The sequence below is a fragment of the Streptomyces sparsogenes genome (genome assembly GCF_001704635.1).
Lineage (GTDB): Bacteria > Actinomycetota > Actinomycetes > Streptomycetales > Streptomycetaceae > Streptomyces > Streptomyces sparsogenes.
The window spans coordinates 26872-42887 of the sequence record NZ_MAXF01000029.1 but is presented as its reverse complement, the minus strand read 5'-3'; the positions used below and the strand labels follow the sequence as shown (position 1 = coordinate 42887).

Below are 16016 nucleotides of genomic sequence, written 5' to 3'. Positions count from 1 at the left end.
CCGGTGGGACCGGCGGGGTCGGCGGGGCCGACGCGAGGTCGGCCCCGCACACGCCGCAGAAGTTGTCACCCGACTCCAGCGGCTCTTCACAGGTCGGGCACGCTGCCACCCGGGGCAGCCGTGGCATCTGCGACATCGATCACACCCACGTCCTGGGGCGGAAACGGTTGGCCCGCTCCACCAGTTCGATCCTTTCCTCGCCGCGCTGTGCGAGCCTGGCGAGTACCCGGTACGAGCGTTCCAAGCCGAAGCGCAGTCCCCGCTCGTCCAGACTGCTGCCGAGCAGCGACGGCCGGGCGCCGCCCGGCGGCGCACCGTTGCTGCCGGACAGTACCCAATCCAGGGCGCTGCCCAGTACTTCCGTGCACAGCCGCTCGTACCGCACCGCGTCGATGCCCAACTGTCCCAGCCGCTCGACCTGTTGCGCCGAGGCCGTCAGATCGCCCAGCAGCGGCTCGTGCGCGGTGCGCTGCCGCAGCCGGGCCCGGACGGCCGCGACCCGGGCCGCCGTGTAGTGGATGGACGACTCCGGCACCGATTCGAGGGCGGCCACCGCTCCCGCGCGGTCCCCGGCGTACAGCAGGACCCGGGCCAGCCCGAAGGCGGCGCTCACATGGTTCGGGTCGGTCGTCCACACCAGCCGGTAGTACTCCGCCGCGTTGTCCAACTGGCCGAGCACCTCGGCGCACACGCCGAGCGCCAGCTTCGGCGCGGGCTCGCCGGGGAACGCGTCGTAGACGGCGTCGAAGGACAGGGCCGCCGTCTCGTTGTCCCCCGTCGCCAGCGCGTGCAGGCCCCGGTACCAGACGATCCGCCAGTCGTCGGGATAGCCGGCCTCCAGGCCGTCGAGCGCCACTCCCGCCTCGCGCGTGTGGCCGAGCTCCAGCTGGGCGCGGATGCGGCGCAGCCGCAGCTCCAGCGAGTCGGCCGGGGCCGCCCGCAGCGCCGCGTGCAGCTCGGTGGGGGCCGAGGTCAACAGCCCGGCCAGGAAACCGGCGTTGGCGTCGTCCGGGTCCACCAGCGGCACGGGCAGGGCCAGGGCGGTGGCGCGGGCGTCCAGCGGGGCGATCGCGGGCAGCGGCAGCGGGAGCACGCCCTGCGGCGGGGGCGGGTCGGCGGCCGCCTTGCCCCGGCGGGCGCGGCGGGCCCCGAGCGCGGACGGGTCCTGGCCCTGCTCCGCGAACAACAGGGTGTCCACCACCCGCGGTTCGGGCCCGAAGAGGGTGGACATCGCGGGCCGGGGCCGCCCGGTCTGCAGCGCCACGACCTCCCGCAGCACGCCCGTCAGCTGGTCGGCCATCTCCTGCGCGGAGCCGAACCGCCGGTTCGGATCGGGGTCGGTGGCCCGTACCAGCAGCCGGTAGAACGACTCGTAGCGCTGGAACACCTCGATGTTCCCCGGGTCGGGCAGGCTGTCCGCGAAGACGTTCGTATAGCCCTGGAAGTCGAAGGTCAGCACCGCGAGGGTGCGCGCCACCGTGTACAGGTCCGAGGCGACCGACGGGCCCAGCTCCGACACCTCGGGGGCCTGGTAGCCGACCGTGCCGTAGATCGGGCTCTCGTCGTCGTCCATCCGCCGCACCGCGCCCATGTCGATGAGCTTGAGCTGGTCCTGCTGCTGAATGGCGTTGTCGACCTTGAAGTCGCAGTAGAGCAGGTTGCGGCTGTGCAGATGGCCCAGGGCCTCCAGCGCCTCGATCCCGTACGCGCAGGCCTGCTCCACCGGCAGCGGATCACGCCTGCCGTCCGGCGCCCGGCGGGAGTTGGCGATGTCCTTGAGCGACTTGCCGCCGACGTACTCCATCACGATGTAGCCGTCGAGGCTGCCGGTGCGGCGGTCGAGGTGCTCGACGAAGTTGTAGATGCGGACGATGTTGGAGTGCTCGATCTCGGCGAGGAACCGGCGCTCCGACACGGCGACGGACAGGGCCTCCTCGTCGCCGGTGTCCAGCAGGCCCTTGAGCACCACCCAGCGGTCGGACACCGCGCGGTCGATGGCCAGGTAGATCCAGCCCAGACCGCCGTGGGCCAGACACCCCACCACCTCGTACTGGCCGTGCACGATGTCGCCGGGGCTCAGCTTGGGCACGAAGGAGTACGGATGGCCGCACTTGGTGCAGAACCCCTCGGTGCGGCCCGGCCGCCCGCCACGGGCCCGCCCCACCGGCGCCCCGCAGTCGCCCCGGCTGCAGAACCGCTTGCGCTCGGGCACCTCCGGGGTGGCCAGCACCGCCGTACGCGGGTCGGGTCGCGGCACCTCGGGGATGCTGACCAGGCCCGCGCCCAGGCGGTTGCGCCCGGACGAGGCCGCGGCCGAGGAGCGGGAGCTGCGCACCGACACCGAACGCGAGGAGGACCGCCCCGACCCCAGCGAGCGGGACAGCCGCCCGGACACCGACCGCCGGGACGAGGAGGACCGGGACGACGGGCGCGAGGAGGAGCGGCCGCTCCCCGACGAGCCGCTGCCCCGGACCGCGCCGCGCCCGACGCCGGTGACGCCGGTGGGCTGGGAGCCGACCATCCCGTCCCGCGAGACGACCGGGGCCATCCCGCACGTGTCGCAGTACAGCTGGCCGCCGCCCACGTCCTCGTACGACCCGCCGCACCCGCGCCGCTGACACCTGCCCGCCTTCACAGCATCCCCCGTGAGCCCCGCCGCGGCAGCGGCTGATGTCGCCGTCGCCCGCGCAGCGACAGTTCGTGCATCGTGGTCGTCTGCGGCCCGGCGGCCGCGCGTGCGACGCTCACAGGACCTCCCCCGTCCTCCGGCCGCCCGGCTCCGTCCCGCGCGGGGCCAGGGTCTCGGCCGCGGCCTGCTGGTAGCGCAGCACCGCCGCCTCGGCGGCGCGCAGGTCGCAGGGCGCGCTCCACAGCATCCGGCGCGCGGTGTCGTACCGCTCGATCAGCAGCGGGTCCTCGGCCAGGCCGTGCCGCGCGACCTTCGCCTTGTACGCGTCCAGACGGCCGCGCAGTTCGGCGCGCACCGCCAGCGGCGCGGTCACCGCGGTCAGCGACTCCCGGGCGCGCAGCAGCTCCTCGTCCGCGCGTTCCTCCAGGGACTCCAGCAGCGGGGAGAGCCGGTGCCACTGGGCGCGCCTGCGGTACTCGGCCGCCGTGACCAGCTGCTCCTGCAGCACGGTCGGCGGGCCGCTGACCGCGGGCACCTCGGACGCCGCGATCTTGGCCAGTACCTCGCCACGTGCCTGCCGCGCCTCGGCGAGCGTGCGGTCCGCGCGGGAGAGCACATCCCGCAGCCGCATCAGCCGCCGCTCCGCGTCCTGCCGCACATCGAGGACCGCCTCGATCTCGCGCCGCACGTCCTCCAGGGCGCGGGCCGCGGCGTCATAGCGGGTGGTGTCGGGGCGGCCGCCGCCGGGCGCCGAGCTGGGCGAGGCCCCGGACCAGAAGGCGAGCGGGTCGCGGACGACCTCGGCGCGCAGCGAGGTCAGCTCGGCGGTGATCCGCTCGAGGTCGTCCCCCGAGGGGTGCTCCCCGGGGCGCACCCCGACGGAGTGGGCGAGCGAGCGGGTGCGCCGAAGCTCGGCGGAGAGCATGTCGATACGGGCGGGCAGCGCGGACCACACCGCGTCGGCCGTCACGATGACGTCGAGCGCCTCGGCGTACCAGCGGTTCATCCGGTCGACCAGCGCCTGCAGCGTCAACTGCTCGCTGAGCAGCGGCGAGCCGGTGAGCGAGGCGCTGCTGGGCAGTGTGATGCCGGGGCCGCGCAGCAGCTCGGTCAGCTCGGCCAACTCGCCGGGCGTGGGCCAGCGGTGGCGGGCGCGCACCTCACGGGCGGCGTTCAGCGCGTCGGTGTAGGCGTCGAAATACGTCCACAGCAGGGAGATGGCCTGCTCGGTGGTGGCCCAGCGGTCCTTGGTGACGCCGGTCAGCTCGGCGCCTTCGAGGAGTCTGCGGCCGGCGTGGTCCTGGAGGGCGAGCAGCGAGGACTCGATCGCCTCGTGTTCGGCGACGAGCCCCGCCAGCACACGGTCGACCTCCTCGCGGCCCATGACCGGCTTCTCGGGTTCCCCCGTGGAACTGGGGAAGGGTCCCGTGCCCCCCATCGATCACCTCTCCGTGTCCGTGCCCTGCGACTCAGTCCTTGTAGGCCGGCGCGGGTGCCGCCGGATTCTCCTCCGTCTTGCCGAGATCTTCGGCGAGCCACTTGCGGTAGGCCCGCATCCAGCGACTGTTCTCACCCCCGGAGCGGTACTCCTCCAGCACCTTGTTGACCCGGCGTACCAGGTCCTTGTCGGATCTGTTCATCGCCACGCCGTAGAACTCCTCGGTGAACGGCTTGCCGACGAGCTTGACGGACGGGTCCTGGGCCGCCTGCCCGGCCGCCAACGCGTTGTCCGTGATCACGGCGTCGACCTGGCCCAGCTGCAACCTGACCAGGCAGTCGAGCTGGTTGGGCACCGGGTCCACCTTGATGGCGCCCAGGTCCTTCGCGCCGCCCTTCTCCTGGTCCAGCGCGGCCTCGGCGGTGGAACCCTTCGCCGTGCAGACCCTCTTGCCGCGCAGCGACGTGTTGTACCCGGTGACGGAGGAGTCCTTGGGGACGAGCACCTGCTGGCCCGCCTTGAAGTAGGCGGTGGAGAAGGCGACGTCCTTCAGGCGGTCGCAGTTGATGGTCATGGTGCGCACGACGATGTCCACCTTGCCCTGCTGGAGGGCCTTGATCCGCTGACTGGTGGGGATCGCGCGGTAGATGACCGCGTCCGGGTCGCCGAAGATGTCCTCGGCGATGGCGCGCACCAGGTCGATGTCGAAGCCGGTGAGATCGCCGGTGGCCGGGTCGCGATAGCCCCAGCGGTAGCTGTTCTGGTCCACCCCGGCGATCAGCTTGCCCAGCTTGTGGCCGTCCACCCGGCGGTTCTTGATGCGCTCTATGGCCGGGCCGCTCGCGCTCGACGGCCGCAGACTGGCCTCCGGCCGGACGCACGTGTCGGCGGTGGCCGCCGCCGTGGTCCGCGCGGCCCTCGGGTGCGCCCCGGCCCCGCCGCGCGCGGTCCCGGCCCCGTCGCCCTGGTCGTCCAGCGTCGCGGGCACGAAGATCGCCGTGGCCACACCCAGGGCGCACACGGCCGCCGCCGCGCCCGATCGCACCGATCGCCCGGATCGCATCCTCACGCCCCCCGTCGCCCTCATCGGTACTCCGCCAGCCGGCGGCCCATGCCCAGCAGCGCGGCCACCGCCCCCAGCGCGGCCAGCACCCCCGCGCCGACCGCGAGCCCGGTCAGCGCGCCGCGTCCGTCGTCCGCCGCCCGTGCGAACTCCCGCTGCTCATGGGCCAGAGCCTTCGCCAGCAGCTTGTCGACCTTGTCGAAGGACTCGCCGGTGCTGCCCTCGCCCCCGATGACCTTCGCCCGCGCGTCCTTGTAGTTGCCCGCGTCGTCGGCGGCGCGGGCGGCCTTGTGGCGCTCCTGCCACTCCCTGAGGCGGGCGACGGCCTCGTCCACCGGGGCGCGGCCCTCGGCGTCGTCCGCGAGGTCCCGCGCCCGGGCCAGCAGGCTGCCGGAGACGGCCCGGTCGACCCCGGCGCCCGCCCCGGCGCCGGGCTCGCCGACGAGGTCGGCCATCCGCTCCGCATAGCTCACCTCATAGGCGTCCTTGCCCTTGTCCTCGCCCCTGTCGACGACGACCGCGCCGCGCGCGACCAGGGTCAGGTTCTCGTCGCCGCGGGCGCGCAGCGAGTCGATCCGGGCCTCGTTGAGCACATGCAGGGACTGGGCGCCGTGGCGGTCGGAGTCGTCGAGCCCGGCGCGGGCGAGGGCGTGGCCGGCCACCAGCCACAACAGCGCCACCGCCGAGGCGGCGGTCGAGGCCAGCAGCCCGCGGTTGAACACCCGATTGGTGCGCAGGAAGTCGCGGCGCTGCGCCCAGCCCAGGGCGGCCAGCGCGGCGGCGCCGGTGCCGATCGCCGCCCACGGCCAGGACTTCGCCTCCCCGTAGTCCTCGCCGAGCCGCGCGGTCTCGGCCTGGTACAGCCGGCCGGCGGACGGCAGCAGCCGCTCCCGCATGGTGTCGTTGGCGTACCGCAGATACGCGCTGCCCAGCGGCAGGCCCTGGCGGTTGTTGGCGCGGGCGGACTCGATCAGGCCCGTGTAGACCGGCAGGAGTTGATTGATCCTGCGTATCTCCTCACGAGCGGTGGCCGAGCCGTCCGTGGTGGCCGCGGCCCGCACCAGCAGCTTGGACGCCCGGTCGATGTCCGCCTCGTACCTGCGGCGCACCTCGGCCGGCTCCTGCCCGCCGGCCAGGAAGGCGCTCGCGGCGGTGGTGTCGGCGTCGGCGAGGGAGCGGTAGATGTCGGCCGCGGCGGCGCTCAGCGGCTGGCTGTGCTCGGCCACCGCGTCCGCCGCGGTCCGCCGGTCGGAGACCTGCCAGGCCGTCACCGCCCCGAAGGCCACCACCAGGGCAGCGAGCACGGCTCCGATGAGGCGCAGCCGGCCCGGCTCGGTCGTCGCCGCGGCCCGGGCCCGCTCGATGCCCTCCCGCCACGCGGGCCGCCGCCCCGACAACGCGCCCGCGGCCGGCGATCCGGCCGCGCCGGTGGTCGGCGGGTGTGCCACGAGACCTCCCCCTGGGTCCTGACCCCTTACGTCACTGTCGGCGGCCCGTCGCCCGGTGCGGCGGGGGACAGGTATCCGGGCAGCAGTATGGACTCGGCCGCTGATGAGCACACCGGTCGTGCCCGGATCTTGGCCCGATCGCGATCTTCGCCTCGGGGCCGTCGGGCCCGGGGGGTGTCCGCGTCGTCCTTCTCCTCCTCCCTATCTCTCATACGGTTTTCGGCGCGTTTCGGTTCCCGATGACCCGCCGCGACCTGGAACGACCCGGAACGACCCGGGGCGCAGGCGTCATCGGCGGCGGGCGTAGTGCGCGCGCAGCGCGGCGTACGCGGCCGCGGGGGCGTCCGTGCGGTCCAGGCCCAGCAGCGCGGCCCCGAGGACGGGCGGCGCGGTGACCACCCTCGGGTCGGCCTTCGGGGCGCGCTCGGCGAGCAACTCGCGCACCCGCCCGTCCAGGAGCGGCTGGCGCGCCGCGAGCACCCCGCCGCCGAGGACCACCGGCGTCGGCTCACCGAGCAGGTCGAGACGGGTGAGGGCGACGGTGGCCATGGTGACCACCTCCTCGGCCTGTCGGGCCACGACGGCGCGCGCGATCTCGTCGCCGGCGTCGGCCACCGCGAAGAGCACCGGCGTCAGCTCATGGCGCCGGGCCGGGGCGATCCGCCCCAGGTGGAGCGCCTCGATCAGCTCGTACATGGTGGTCAGCCCGAAGTGCTCGGGCAGGGCGCGGGCCAGCAAGGTCGGCCCGCCGCGGCCGTCCTCGGCACGCGCCGCCCACCACATGGCCTCTTTCGACAGATCGCCCCCGCCGCCCCAGTCGCCGGAGATCCGGCCGATGGCGGGGAACCGCGCGGTGCGGCCGCCGTGGCCCAGGCCCGCGCAGTTGATGCCCGCGCCGCAGACGACGGCGACGCCGGTCGGCTCGCCGTCGTCCGCGACCCCGGCCCGCAGCAGCGCGAAGGTGTCGTTGGCGACCGTGACGGTGGCCCCCCAGCCCTGGGCCGCCAGCAGCGGGGTGAGCTGCTCCTCCTCCGCCGGGAGGTCCACATTGGCCAGGCACGCCGAGACGTGCCCGGCCCGGGGCGGCCGGTCGAACCCCGCGGCCTCCGCCGCCCGCGCCACCAGCGGGACGAGCGAGTCCACCGCGGCCTTCGGGCCCACCACGGGCGGCAGGAACCCGCCGCCGCGGGCGGTGCCGAGGACCGTCCCGTCCCTGCCGACCAGCGCCACGTCGGTCTTGCTGTTGCCCGCGTCGATCGCCAGGACGGACGCGTGCGGAGGGTGGGCGGTCAGGCCCTGGGACTGCGTCAGGCCCACGCCAGGTGCTCCCGGTTGTGTGCGAGGAGGGTGTCGGTCAGCTGCTCGGCGTACTCGATCTGGCCGATCAGGGGGTGGGCCAGCAGGGCGTCGAAGACCCGCTCGCGGCCGCCCTTGAGCGCCGCCTCCAGCGCCAGGTCCTCGTACGCGGTGACATGGGCGATCAGCCCCGCGTACAGCGGCTCCAGGGGGCGCACGGGCAGCGGGCTCGCACCGCGGGCGTCCACGGCGGCGGGGACCTCGATCACCGCGTCGTCCGGGAGGAAGGGCAGCGTGCCCTGGTTGAACGTGTTGACGATGCGCACCTCGCCAGTGTCCCGCAGCAGGGACGAGGTCAGGTCGACCGCCGCCTCCGAGTAGAAGGCGCCGCCGCGCTTGCCCAGCAGCTCGGGCTTCTCGTCCAGCGCCGGGTCGGCGTACATCTCCAGCAGCCGCCGCTCGATCTCCGCGACCTGGGCCGCCCGCGAGGGCCCCGCCTTCAGCTCCCGCACGACCGCGTCGTGCTGGTAGAAGTACCGCAGGTAGTAGGAGGGCACCACGCCCAGGCGGTCCAGCAGCGCGCGGGGCATCCGCAGGTCGTCCGCGATCGCGTCGCCGTGCTCGGCGAGCAGCTTGGGCAGCACGTCCTCGCCGTCGGTGCCGCCGAGCCGCACCGCCCGCTCCCAGGTGAGATGGTTGAGGCCGATGTGGTCCAGCGACACCTGGTCCGGAGCCACGCCCAGCAGCTTGGCGAACTTCCGCTGGAAGCCGATCGCGACATTGCACAGCCCGACCGCCCGGTGCCCGGCCGTCAGCAGCGCCCGGGTCACGATGCCGACGGGATTGGTGAAGTCCACGATCCAGGCGTCGGGGTTGCGGCGGCGCACCCGCTCGGCGATGTCCAGCACCACCGGGACCGTGCGCAGCGCCTTGGCGAGCCCGCCCGCGCCGGTGGTCTCCTGGCCGACGCAGCCGCACTCCAGCGGCCAGGTCTCGTCCTGGTTCCGGGCGGCCTGTCCGCCGACGCGCAGTTGCAGCAGGACCGCGTCCGCGCCGTCCACGCCCGCGTCCAGGTCGTCGGTCCAGGAGATCCGGCCGGGGTGGCCCTGCTTGGCGAAGATCCTCCGCGCCAGCCCGCCGACCAGCTCCAGCCGGTCGGTGGCCGGGTCGACCAGGACCAGCTCCGCCAGGGGCAGTGCGTCCCGCAACCGGGCGAATCCGTCGACGAGTTCGGGGGTGTAGGTGGAACCGCCACCCACCACTGCGAGCTTCAACCCTTGACTCCTGTCAGTGTGACGCCTTCGACGAAGGCTTTCTGAGCGAAGAAGAAGACGATGATGACGGGGGCCATGACCAGCAGTGTCGCGGCCATCGTCAGGTTCCAGTTGACACTGTGCGCGCTCTTGAAGCTCTCAAGCCCGTACGAGAGAGTCCAGGCGCCCGGATTCTGCGCGGCGTAGATCTGTGGGCCGAAGTAGTCGTTCCAGCAGTAGAAGAACTGGAAGAGCGCGACGGCCGCGATGCCCGGCTTGGCCATGGGCACGATGATCCGCAGCAGGGTCCGCAGCTCCCCGCAGCCGTCCACCTTCGCCGATTCGAGGTATTCGCGGGGGATCGTCAGCAGGAACTGGCGCAGCAGGAAGATGGAGTACGCGTCGCCGAACGCCATCGGAATGATCAGCGGCCACAGCGAGCCCGACAGATGGAACTGCTGGGCCCACACCAGATACATCGGCACCACCACGACCTGCGGCGGCAGCATCATCGTCGAGATGACCAGGATCATCGCGGTGCGGCGGCCACGGAAGCGGAATTTGGCGAGCGCGTAGGCGACCGGCAGGGAGGAGATGAGCGTGAAGGCCGTGCCGAGACCGGCGTAGATCAGTGAATTGCGCCACCAGTCGAGAAAGCCGGGGGTGTTGAAGACCTCGGCGTAATTGGACCAGTGCCAGCCGTCGGGCCACAGCTCGCCGCTCATGGCCTGGCTGTCGCTCATCACCGAGGTCAGGAAGACGAAGACGAACGGCAGCACGAAGAAGAGCGCGGCGGCGACCGCGACCGCGTGGACGGCGATCCAGTGCAGCACGGCCTTGCGCCGGGCGGCGGGGGCCGGGGAGCGGCGGGAGGCGGGCCGTACCGGCGCGGACGGCGCCGAGAGGGTGGTGGTGGTCATGTCGGTTTTTCCTCTCGAGCCTTCTCAGTCGTCCGCCGACAGCAGGCCGGCGCGCCGGCGCATCAGCAGGGTGGTGACGGCCATCGCGATCGCGAAGAGCACGAGCGAGAGCACACAGGCGGCCCCGGTGTTGAAGTTCTGGAAGCCGAGCGAATACACGAGCTGGGGCACGGTGAGCGTGGAATGGTCGGGATAGCCGGGCTCGATGACGGTGCCCGGTCCGATGCTGACACCCGAGGCCAGCTTTCCGGCGACCAGGGCCTGGGTGTAGTACTGCATGGTCTGCACCACGCCCGTCACGACCGCGAACATCACAATGGGAGTGATCGACGGCCAGGTGACATAGCGGAATTTCGTGAACGCCCCGGCGCCGTCCAGCTCGGCCGCCTCGTACTGCTCCTTCGGCACATCCAGCAGCGCGGCCATGAAGATGACCATCAGGTCGCCGATGCCCCACAGGGACAGCAGCACGAGCGAGGGCTTGGCCCAGGCCGGGTCGTTGAACCAGTTCGGCGCGTCGATCCCGACCTTTCCCAGCATGTCGTTCACCGGGCCGGTGCCGGGGTTGAGAAGGAAGACGAACGCCACGGTCGCCGCGACCGGAGGAGCCAGATAGGGGAGGTAGAAGGCGGTGCGGAAGAACCCTGCCCCGGACTTTATCTTGGTGATCAGCAGCCCGATGCCCAGGCCGAAGACGACGCGCAGCGCGACCATCACCACGACCAGCCACAGCGTGTTCCACAGCGCCGGCCCGAACAGCGGCATCTGCTCCAGCACATACCGCCAGTTGCGCAGGCCCACGAAGGTCGGCGCCTTGATCTGGTTGTAGTGCATGAAGGAGAAGTAGACGGTGGCGACCAGCGGATAGCCGAAGAAGACCGTGAAGCCGACCAGCCAGGGGGAGAGAAAGCCGAGGGTGCGCAGCCGCTCGCGCAGCCGCTTGCGGCGCAGGGCGGGGGCGGTGGTTGTCGTCGTGGCCATGTCGCGCTCCGTCAGTCCTGCGCCTGGAGAATGTCGGCGTCTATCTGGTCGTCCAGTTCCTTGAGGCCCTTGTCCAGGTCATGGACCTTTCCCGCCTCCACGCCGTAGGAGAAGTCCCGCAGCGATACGACGTACTGTCCACCGTTGACCGAGGGCGGAAGGGCGTTGCTGTACTTATTCTGCGCGATGTCGAGAAAGGCGCGGAACGCCGGGTCCGGGTCCAGCTTCGGGGAGGTGAGCGCCGCTTTGGTGGACGGCACATTGTGGATGGCGTTGGCGAAGGCGACCACCTGGTCGGTGTCGGCGGTCAGGAAGCGCACCAGTTCCCAGGCGGCGTTCTGGTGCTTGCTGCTGTGCGCGATGCCCGTGACGGTGCCGGTGAGAAAGCCCCGGCCATAGGTGTCGGCCTGGTCGTCGGGCACGGGCAGCGGGGCGGTGCCCCAGTCGAACTTCGCGTCCTTGAGGAAGAGGCCGCGCCATTCGCCGTCCAGGTGCATGGCCAGCTTGCCGGTCAGAAAGGCGTTCTGGGAGGAGAACTCATCGCCGAAGGAGGTGCGGAAGGTCTCCAGCGCCCCGTATCCGCCCTGTTCCCGAATGAGGTCCCGCACGGTGGCGTAGAACGCCTTGATCTTCCCTTCCTTCGCCAGCCGCGCCTTTCCGTCCTTGTCGAAGTAGGCCGGCCCCCACTGGGCGAAGAGCCGGTCCGGGCTGTTCTGGTAGAGCCGGAAGTTGGGCATGAAGCCGACGCGCTCCAAGCCGCCGCCCTTGGTGCGCCGGGTCAGCTTGGCGGCGTCCCGCTTGAGCTCCGACATGGTGCGCGGCGGGCGTTCGATGCCCGCCTCCTTGAAGGCGTCCTTGTTGTAGTACATGCCGTAGGCGTCGGCGAGCAGCGGCAGCGCGCACTGCTTTCCCTGGTAACTGGTGTAGTCCAGAAGCGTCTTGGGGAAGACCTTCTTCTTGTCCAGGCCGGTCTTCTCCATGAACGGGTCGAGATCGACCCACATTCCGGACGAGCAGTACTGGCCCACGTTGTTGGTGGTGAAGGACGTGACGACATCGGGCGCGTCGCCACCGCCGGCCCGCAGGGCCTGGTTGATGGTCTCGTCGGTGACATTGCCGACGGACTTCACGGTGATGTTCGGGTGGAGCTTCTCGAAGCGGGCGATGCTGTCGTTGATCGCCTTCACCTCGTTCTTCTCCGACCAGCCGTGCCAGAAGGTGAGGGTGACCGGCTTGGTCGGATCGTCGTCGGCGCTGCCGGTGCTCGGGTTGGCGCAGCCCGCCAGCAGCAGGGCGCCGGCGCCGAGCGCGGACGCGAGACGGGCCAGTGGTCGTCGTGGCATGGGCGGACTTCCTTGTGCGCGGGGGACGGCAAGGTGGGGCCGGCGGATCAGGCGGTGTCGAAGACGGTGTGACGGGCATCGGCGAGCGCCGTCTGAAGCGCGCCGATGAGAATCGGGTCCCCCTCGATGGCGCTGATCCGCAGGAGCGGCCGGGGCAGCGCGAGCCCGGTCATCTCCGCCTCGACCAGCTCGCGCAGCCGCTCCCCGCCGGCCTGGGCGACCTGCCCGGAGAGCACCACCAGCTCCGGGTCGACCACCGCCACGACCGAGGCGAGCCCGGTGGCAAGCCGGCGGGCCAGCTCGGTGAGGACGGCGTCCCCCGCGCCGGGCGTGCGCAGCGCGGTGGCGAGCGCCTCGGGGGCGGTCGGCGCCTCGATGCCGTGCTCCCGGGCCAGCTTCACCACGGCGGGGGAGCCGACCAGCTTCTGGAAGCCGCCGCCGGCGTCCGGCCGGGCGGCGCTGTCGTCGCCGCGCGCGAGCGGGGCGCCCGGCAGCGGCATGTAGCCGATCTCCCCGGCGCCGCCGGTCGCCCCCCGCAGCAGCGTGCCGCCGAGCACGATGGCCGCGCCGACGCCCTCGTCGGCCCAGACCAGCGCGAAGTCGTCGAAGTCCTGCGCGGTGCCGTGGTGCTGCTCGGCGACGGCCGCGAGGTTGACGTCGTTCTCGATCACCAGCGGGGTGCCCAGTACCTCGGCCAGCTCGTCCCGCATGGTGCGGGACTGCCAGCCGGGCAGGTGCGGTGCGTAGCGCAGCACCCCGGTGCGCGGGTCGAGCGCGCCGGGTGTGCCGATGACCGTCTGCCGCAGCTCGCCCCGGCCCAGCCCGGCGGCGGCCAGGGCGCCGTCCACGGCCTCGGCGACGAGCTCGCCGGTGCGGTTGCGCACCGACTCGGCGGTCGCGTCGGCGTTCACCCGGTGCTCGCCGAGGATCCGGCCGGTGATGTCGGCGACGGCGGCGGTGATGCCCTCCTGGTCGACGGAGAGCGCCGCGACATGGGCGGCGGCCGGGTTGATCTCGTAGAGCTGGGCGTTGGGCCCCGGTCGGCCGGTGACGTTCCCGGTCGTCCGGACCAGTCCGGCGGCCTCCAGGCGGGTGAGCAGCTGGGAGGCGGTGGGCTTGGAGAGACCGGTCAGCTCGCCGAGCCGGGTCCGGGTCAAGGGGCCGTGGGCGACCAGCAATTCGAGCGCGGCCCGGTCGTTCATGGCGCGCAGCACGCGCGGCGTCCCCGGAGTGCCTGATGCCGCCATGGTGGGTGCCCCCGTATCGCTTCCGGTCTCTGTTAAGAAACTTTCCTATTGATGAAGAGCAAGGTAAGGTGCGGAAACGGGACGCGTCAATGGGTGCGACCGATCCTCCACCGGCGGTCCAGCGGCGCCTGACACCGTCGCCGAGCGACGGAGAGAACGAGGCCTCACCGGAACGGGGCCTGGCCCGTTCGACGGCAAGGACAAGGCCTGCGACGGCAACGCGCTGGGCAGCGGCTCACGCCGACTGGTGGTCGCCTCGGGCAACTATGTGTGATGCGGCGACGGCTTCGCCTGGAACCAGTCCAAGGAACTGTTCATGAGCGCCGAGGGGTGACTCGGCCAACGGGAGCCGGCACCCCACCGGCGCGGCTACTTCTGGACGGGCGGGGCGGCCGGAGGGGCGGCGGGTGGCGGTATCGGGGTGGCGGCCTGGGCCTGCGGGGAGTCCGGGTTGGACAGGGCCGACGGCGGCGCGACGGTCACCGTCGTGGTCGAGGCGTCCTCGGGCTGCAGGTCCGCGTCCACGGGGCGGCCGACGATCCGGATGCCCGCCTCGTCCAGCGCCTTCTTGATCCGCCACCGCAGCTCGCGCTCGACGCCGAGCGCCTTGCCCGGCATGGTCCGCGCCGACACCCTCACGACCATGGAGTCCAGGTAGACCGCGTCCAGCCCGAGCACCTCGATCGGCTCCCACAGCCGCTCGTTCCAGGGCTCGTCCTTCGCCATGTCCACGCCCACCTGCGTGATCAGTGCCCGGACCTCCTCCAGGTCCTCGTCCGCGCGGATCTGGACGTCCACGCCGGCCGTGGCCCAGCCCTGGCTGAGGTTGCCGATCCGCTTGACCTCGCCGTTGCGCACGTACCAGATCTCGCCGTTGTCGCCGCGCAGCTTGGTGACGCGAAGACCGACCTCGATCACCTCACCGGAGGCCACCCCGGCGTCGATCGAGTCGCCGACCCCGTACTGGTCCTCCAGGATCATGAACACGCCGGACAGAAAGTCGGTGACCAGGTTGCGGGCGCCGAAACCGATGGCCACACCCGCGACACCGGCGCTGGCCAGCAGCGGGGCCAGATTGATCTGCAGCGTCGACAGGATCATCAGCGCGGCCGTGCCCATGATCAGGAACGAGGCGACGGAGCGCAGCACCGAACCGATCGCCGCGGACCGCTGACGCCGCCGCTCCGCGTTGACCAGCAGGCCGGCCAGCGCGGTGCCGTCCACGGCCTGGGCGGTGCGGTTCATGCGCTCTATCAGCTTGGTGATCGCGCGCCGCACGACCGACCGCAGCACGAAGGCGATCACCAGGATCAGCGTGATGCGCAGCCCGATGCTGAGCCAGGTGGACCAGTTCTCCTCCACCCAGCCCGCGGCGTTGGTGGCGCTCTGCTGCGCGTCCTTCAGCGTCGTGGGGGGAGGCGTGGAGTCGGCGGCCGGAGCAGCGGACCAGAACACAGCGGAAACCCTTCATGTGCGACATGCCCGCCCGGAGGACCGCGCGAGCAACCCTTCACACAGTAGCCGGGGCGGGAATGCGCCGTTCCTGTGTTCGAGAGCGCGTGAAGGCGTCAAGGGGGCGTACGAGAGCGGGGCGAGGGCGTGGCCCCGGCGGTTTCCGCCGCCGGGCCCGGGTGGCCCGTGATTCTCGCCACTCACGCGGCCGACCCGGGCCCGGACCGCCGCCCGATTCCGCTCGTTCGGCGGTATACGGGCGGGGCCCGGAAATGCTTCTCAACCGTTAACCCGGTGATGGTGGCGTTCCGGCCGGGGTTCAGGGGAAACTGGGGGAGATCGTCCCGGCGCGAGCCACGCGCCGCCGGCGTACAAGGAGGCACCCGTGCCGCATGTCCTGGTCCTCAACGCGTCGTACGAGCCGCTCGGCGTCGTACCGCTCCGCCGCGCGCTCGTACTCGTCCTCAATGACAAAGCCGTCAGCCTCGAGGACTCAGGCGCCCTGATGCACAGCGCGACCCGTGCGATACCCGCCCCCAGCGTGGTCCGCCTCAAGCGGTTCGTGCGGGTGCCCTACCGAGGCCCCGTCCCGCTCACCCGCCGTGCCCTCTTCGCCCGCGACGGCGGGCGGTGCGCGTACTGCGGCGGTGTGGCGACCAGCGTCGACCACGTCATCCCGCGCAGCCGCGGCGGCCAGCACACCTGGGAGAACGTGGTCGCCGCGTGCCGTCGCTGCAACCACGTCAAGGCCGACCGCCATGTCGCCGAGATCGGCTGGCGGCTGCGTCATCAGCCGGCGCCGCCGTCGGGCCTCGCCTGGCGGATCATCGGCACGGGGCATAGGGACCCGCGCTGGCTGCCATACCTGCAGCCGTACGGCGCGGAGGACGCCATGGCCCGGATCGACGGCAAATCTGCCTGAGTCCGGGCCATTGTCATGACTGCG

At 72.2% G+C, this 16016-nt stretch carries 12 protein-coding genes; 1 reads left to right on the top strand and 11 read right to left on the bottom strand.

Annotated elements, in window-relative coordinates; genetic code table 11:
• Positions 1-139: 139 nt before the first annotated feature.
• From BBH68_RS05895 to BBH68_RS05845, 11 genes are all read right to left on the bottom strand, one after another.
• Entirely contained in the window at positions 140-2635 is a 2496-nt protein-coding gene (locus BBH68_RS05895; RefSeq protein WP_065959425.1) for a serine/threonine-protein kinase, read from the bottom strand.
• A gap of 109 nt (positions 2636-2744) precedes the next feature.
• The gene (locus tag BBH68_RS05890; protein ID WP_174588983.1) at positions 2745-4067 is read right to left on the bottom strand and encodes a coiled-coil domain-containing protein; all 1323 of its coding nucleotides are present in this window, start codon (positions 4065-4067) and stop codon (positions 2745-2747) included.
• A 31-nt stretch (positions 4068-4098) separates the two neighbouring features.
• The gene (locus BBH68_RS05885) at positions 4099-5130 is read right to left on the bottom strand and encodes a glutamate ABC transporter substrate-binding protein (RefSeq protein ID WP_245737911.1); all 1032 of its coding nucleotides are present in this window, start codon (positions 5128-5130) and stop codon (positions 4099-4101) included.
• Between the two features lie 20 nt (positions 5131-5150).
• Positions 5151-6578, bottom strand: a complete 1428-nt coding sequence (locus BBH68_RS05880) for a hypothetical protein (RefSeq protein WP_065959419.1) — start codon at positions 6576-6578, stop codon at positions 5151-5153.
• Between the two features lie 288 nt (positions 6579-6866).
• Positions 6867-7895 (bottom strand): N-acetylglucosamine kinase, encoded by a 1029-nt coding sequence (locus BBH68_RS05875; RefSeq protein WP_079150829.1) that lies wholly within the window; start codon positions 7893-7895, stop codon positions 6867-6869.
• A complete protein-coding gene (locus BBH68_RS05870; protein WP_065959416.1) occupies positions 7886-9148 on the bottom strand; it encodes a 6-phospho-beta-glucosidase in 1263 nt (420 codons plus the stop codon). Before BBH68_RS05870 ends, BBH68_RS05875 begins: the two co-directional genes overlap by 10 nt.
• On the bottom strand, positions 9145-10047 hold the full coding sequence (locus BBH68_RS05865; RefSeq protein ID WP_065959414.1) for a carbohydrate ABC transporter permease: 903 nt from the start codon (positions 10045-10047) through the stop codon (positions 9145-9147). Before BBH68_RS05865 ends, BBH68_RS05870 begins: the two co-directional genes overlap by 4 nt.
• A 24-nt stretch (positions 10048-10071) precedes the next feature.
• Entirely contained in the window at positions 10072-11028 is a 957-nt protein-coding gene (locus BBH68_RS05860) for a carbohydrate ABC transporter permease (protein WP_065959413.1), read from the bottom strand.
• 11 nt (positions 11029-11039) lie between these two features.
• Complete coding sequence (locus tag BBH68_RS05855; RefSeq protein WP_065959410.1) at positions 11040-12371, bottom strand: ABC transporter substrate-binding protein; 1332 nt, start codon at positions 12369-12371, stop codon at positions 11040-11042.
• Positions 12372-12418: 47 nt separating this feature from the next.
• Positions 12419-13618 (bottom strand): ROK family transcriptional regulator, encoded by a 1200-nt coding sequence (locus BBH68_RS05850; protein WP_076970971.1) that lies wholly within the window; start codon positions 13616-13618, stop codon positions 12419-12421.
• 369 nt (positions 13619-13987) lie between these two features.
• Positions 13988-15073: a mechanosensitive ion channel family protein gene (locus BBH68_RS05845; protein ID WP_065959408.1), complete on the bottom strand. Its 1086-nt coding sequence runs from the start codon at positions 15071-15073 to the stop codon at positions 13988-13990.
• 382 nt (positions 15074-15455) lie between these two features.
• Here BBH68_RS05845 and BBH68_RS05840 point away from each other — a divergent pair, with 382 nt between their 5' ends.
• On the top strand, positions 15456-15992 hold the full coding sequence (locus BBH68_RS05840) for an HNH endonuclease (protein ID WP_065959406.1): 537 nt from the start codon (positions 15456-15458) through the stop codon (positions 15990-15992).
• The last annotated feature ends 24 nt before the right edge of the window (positions 15993-16016 follow it).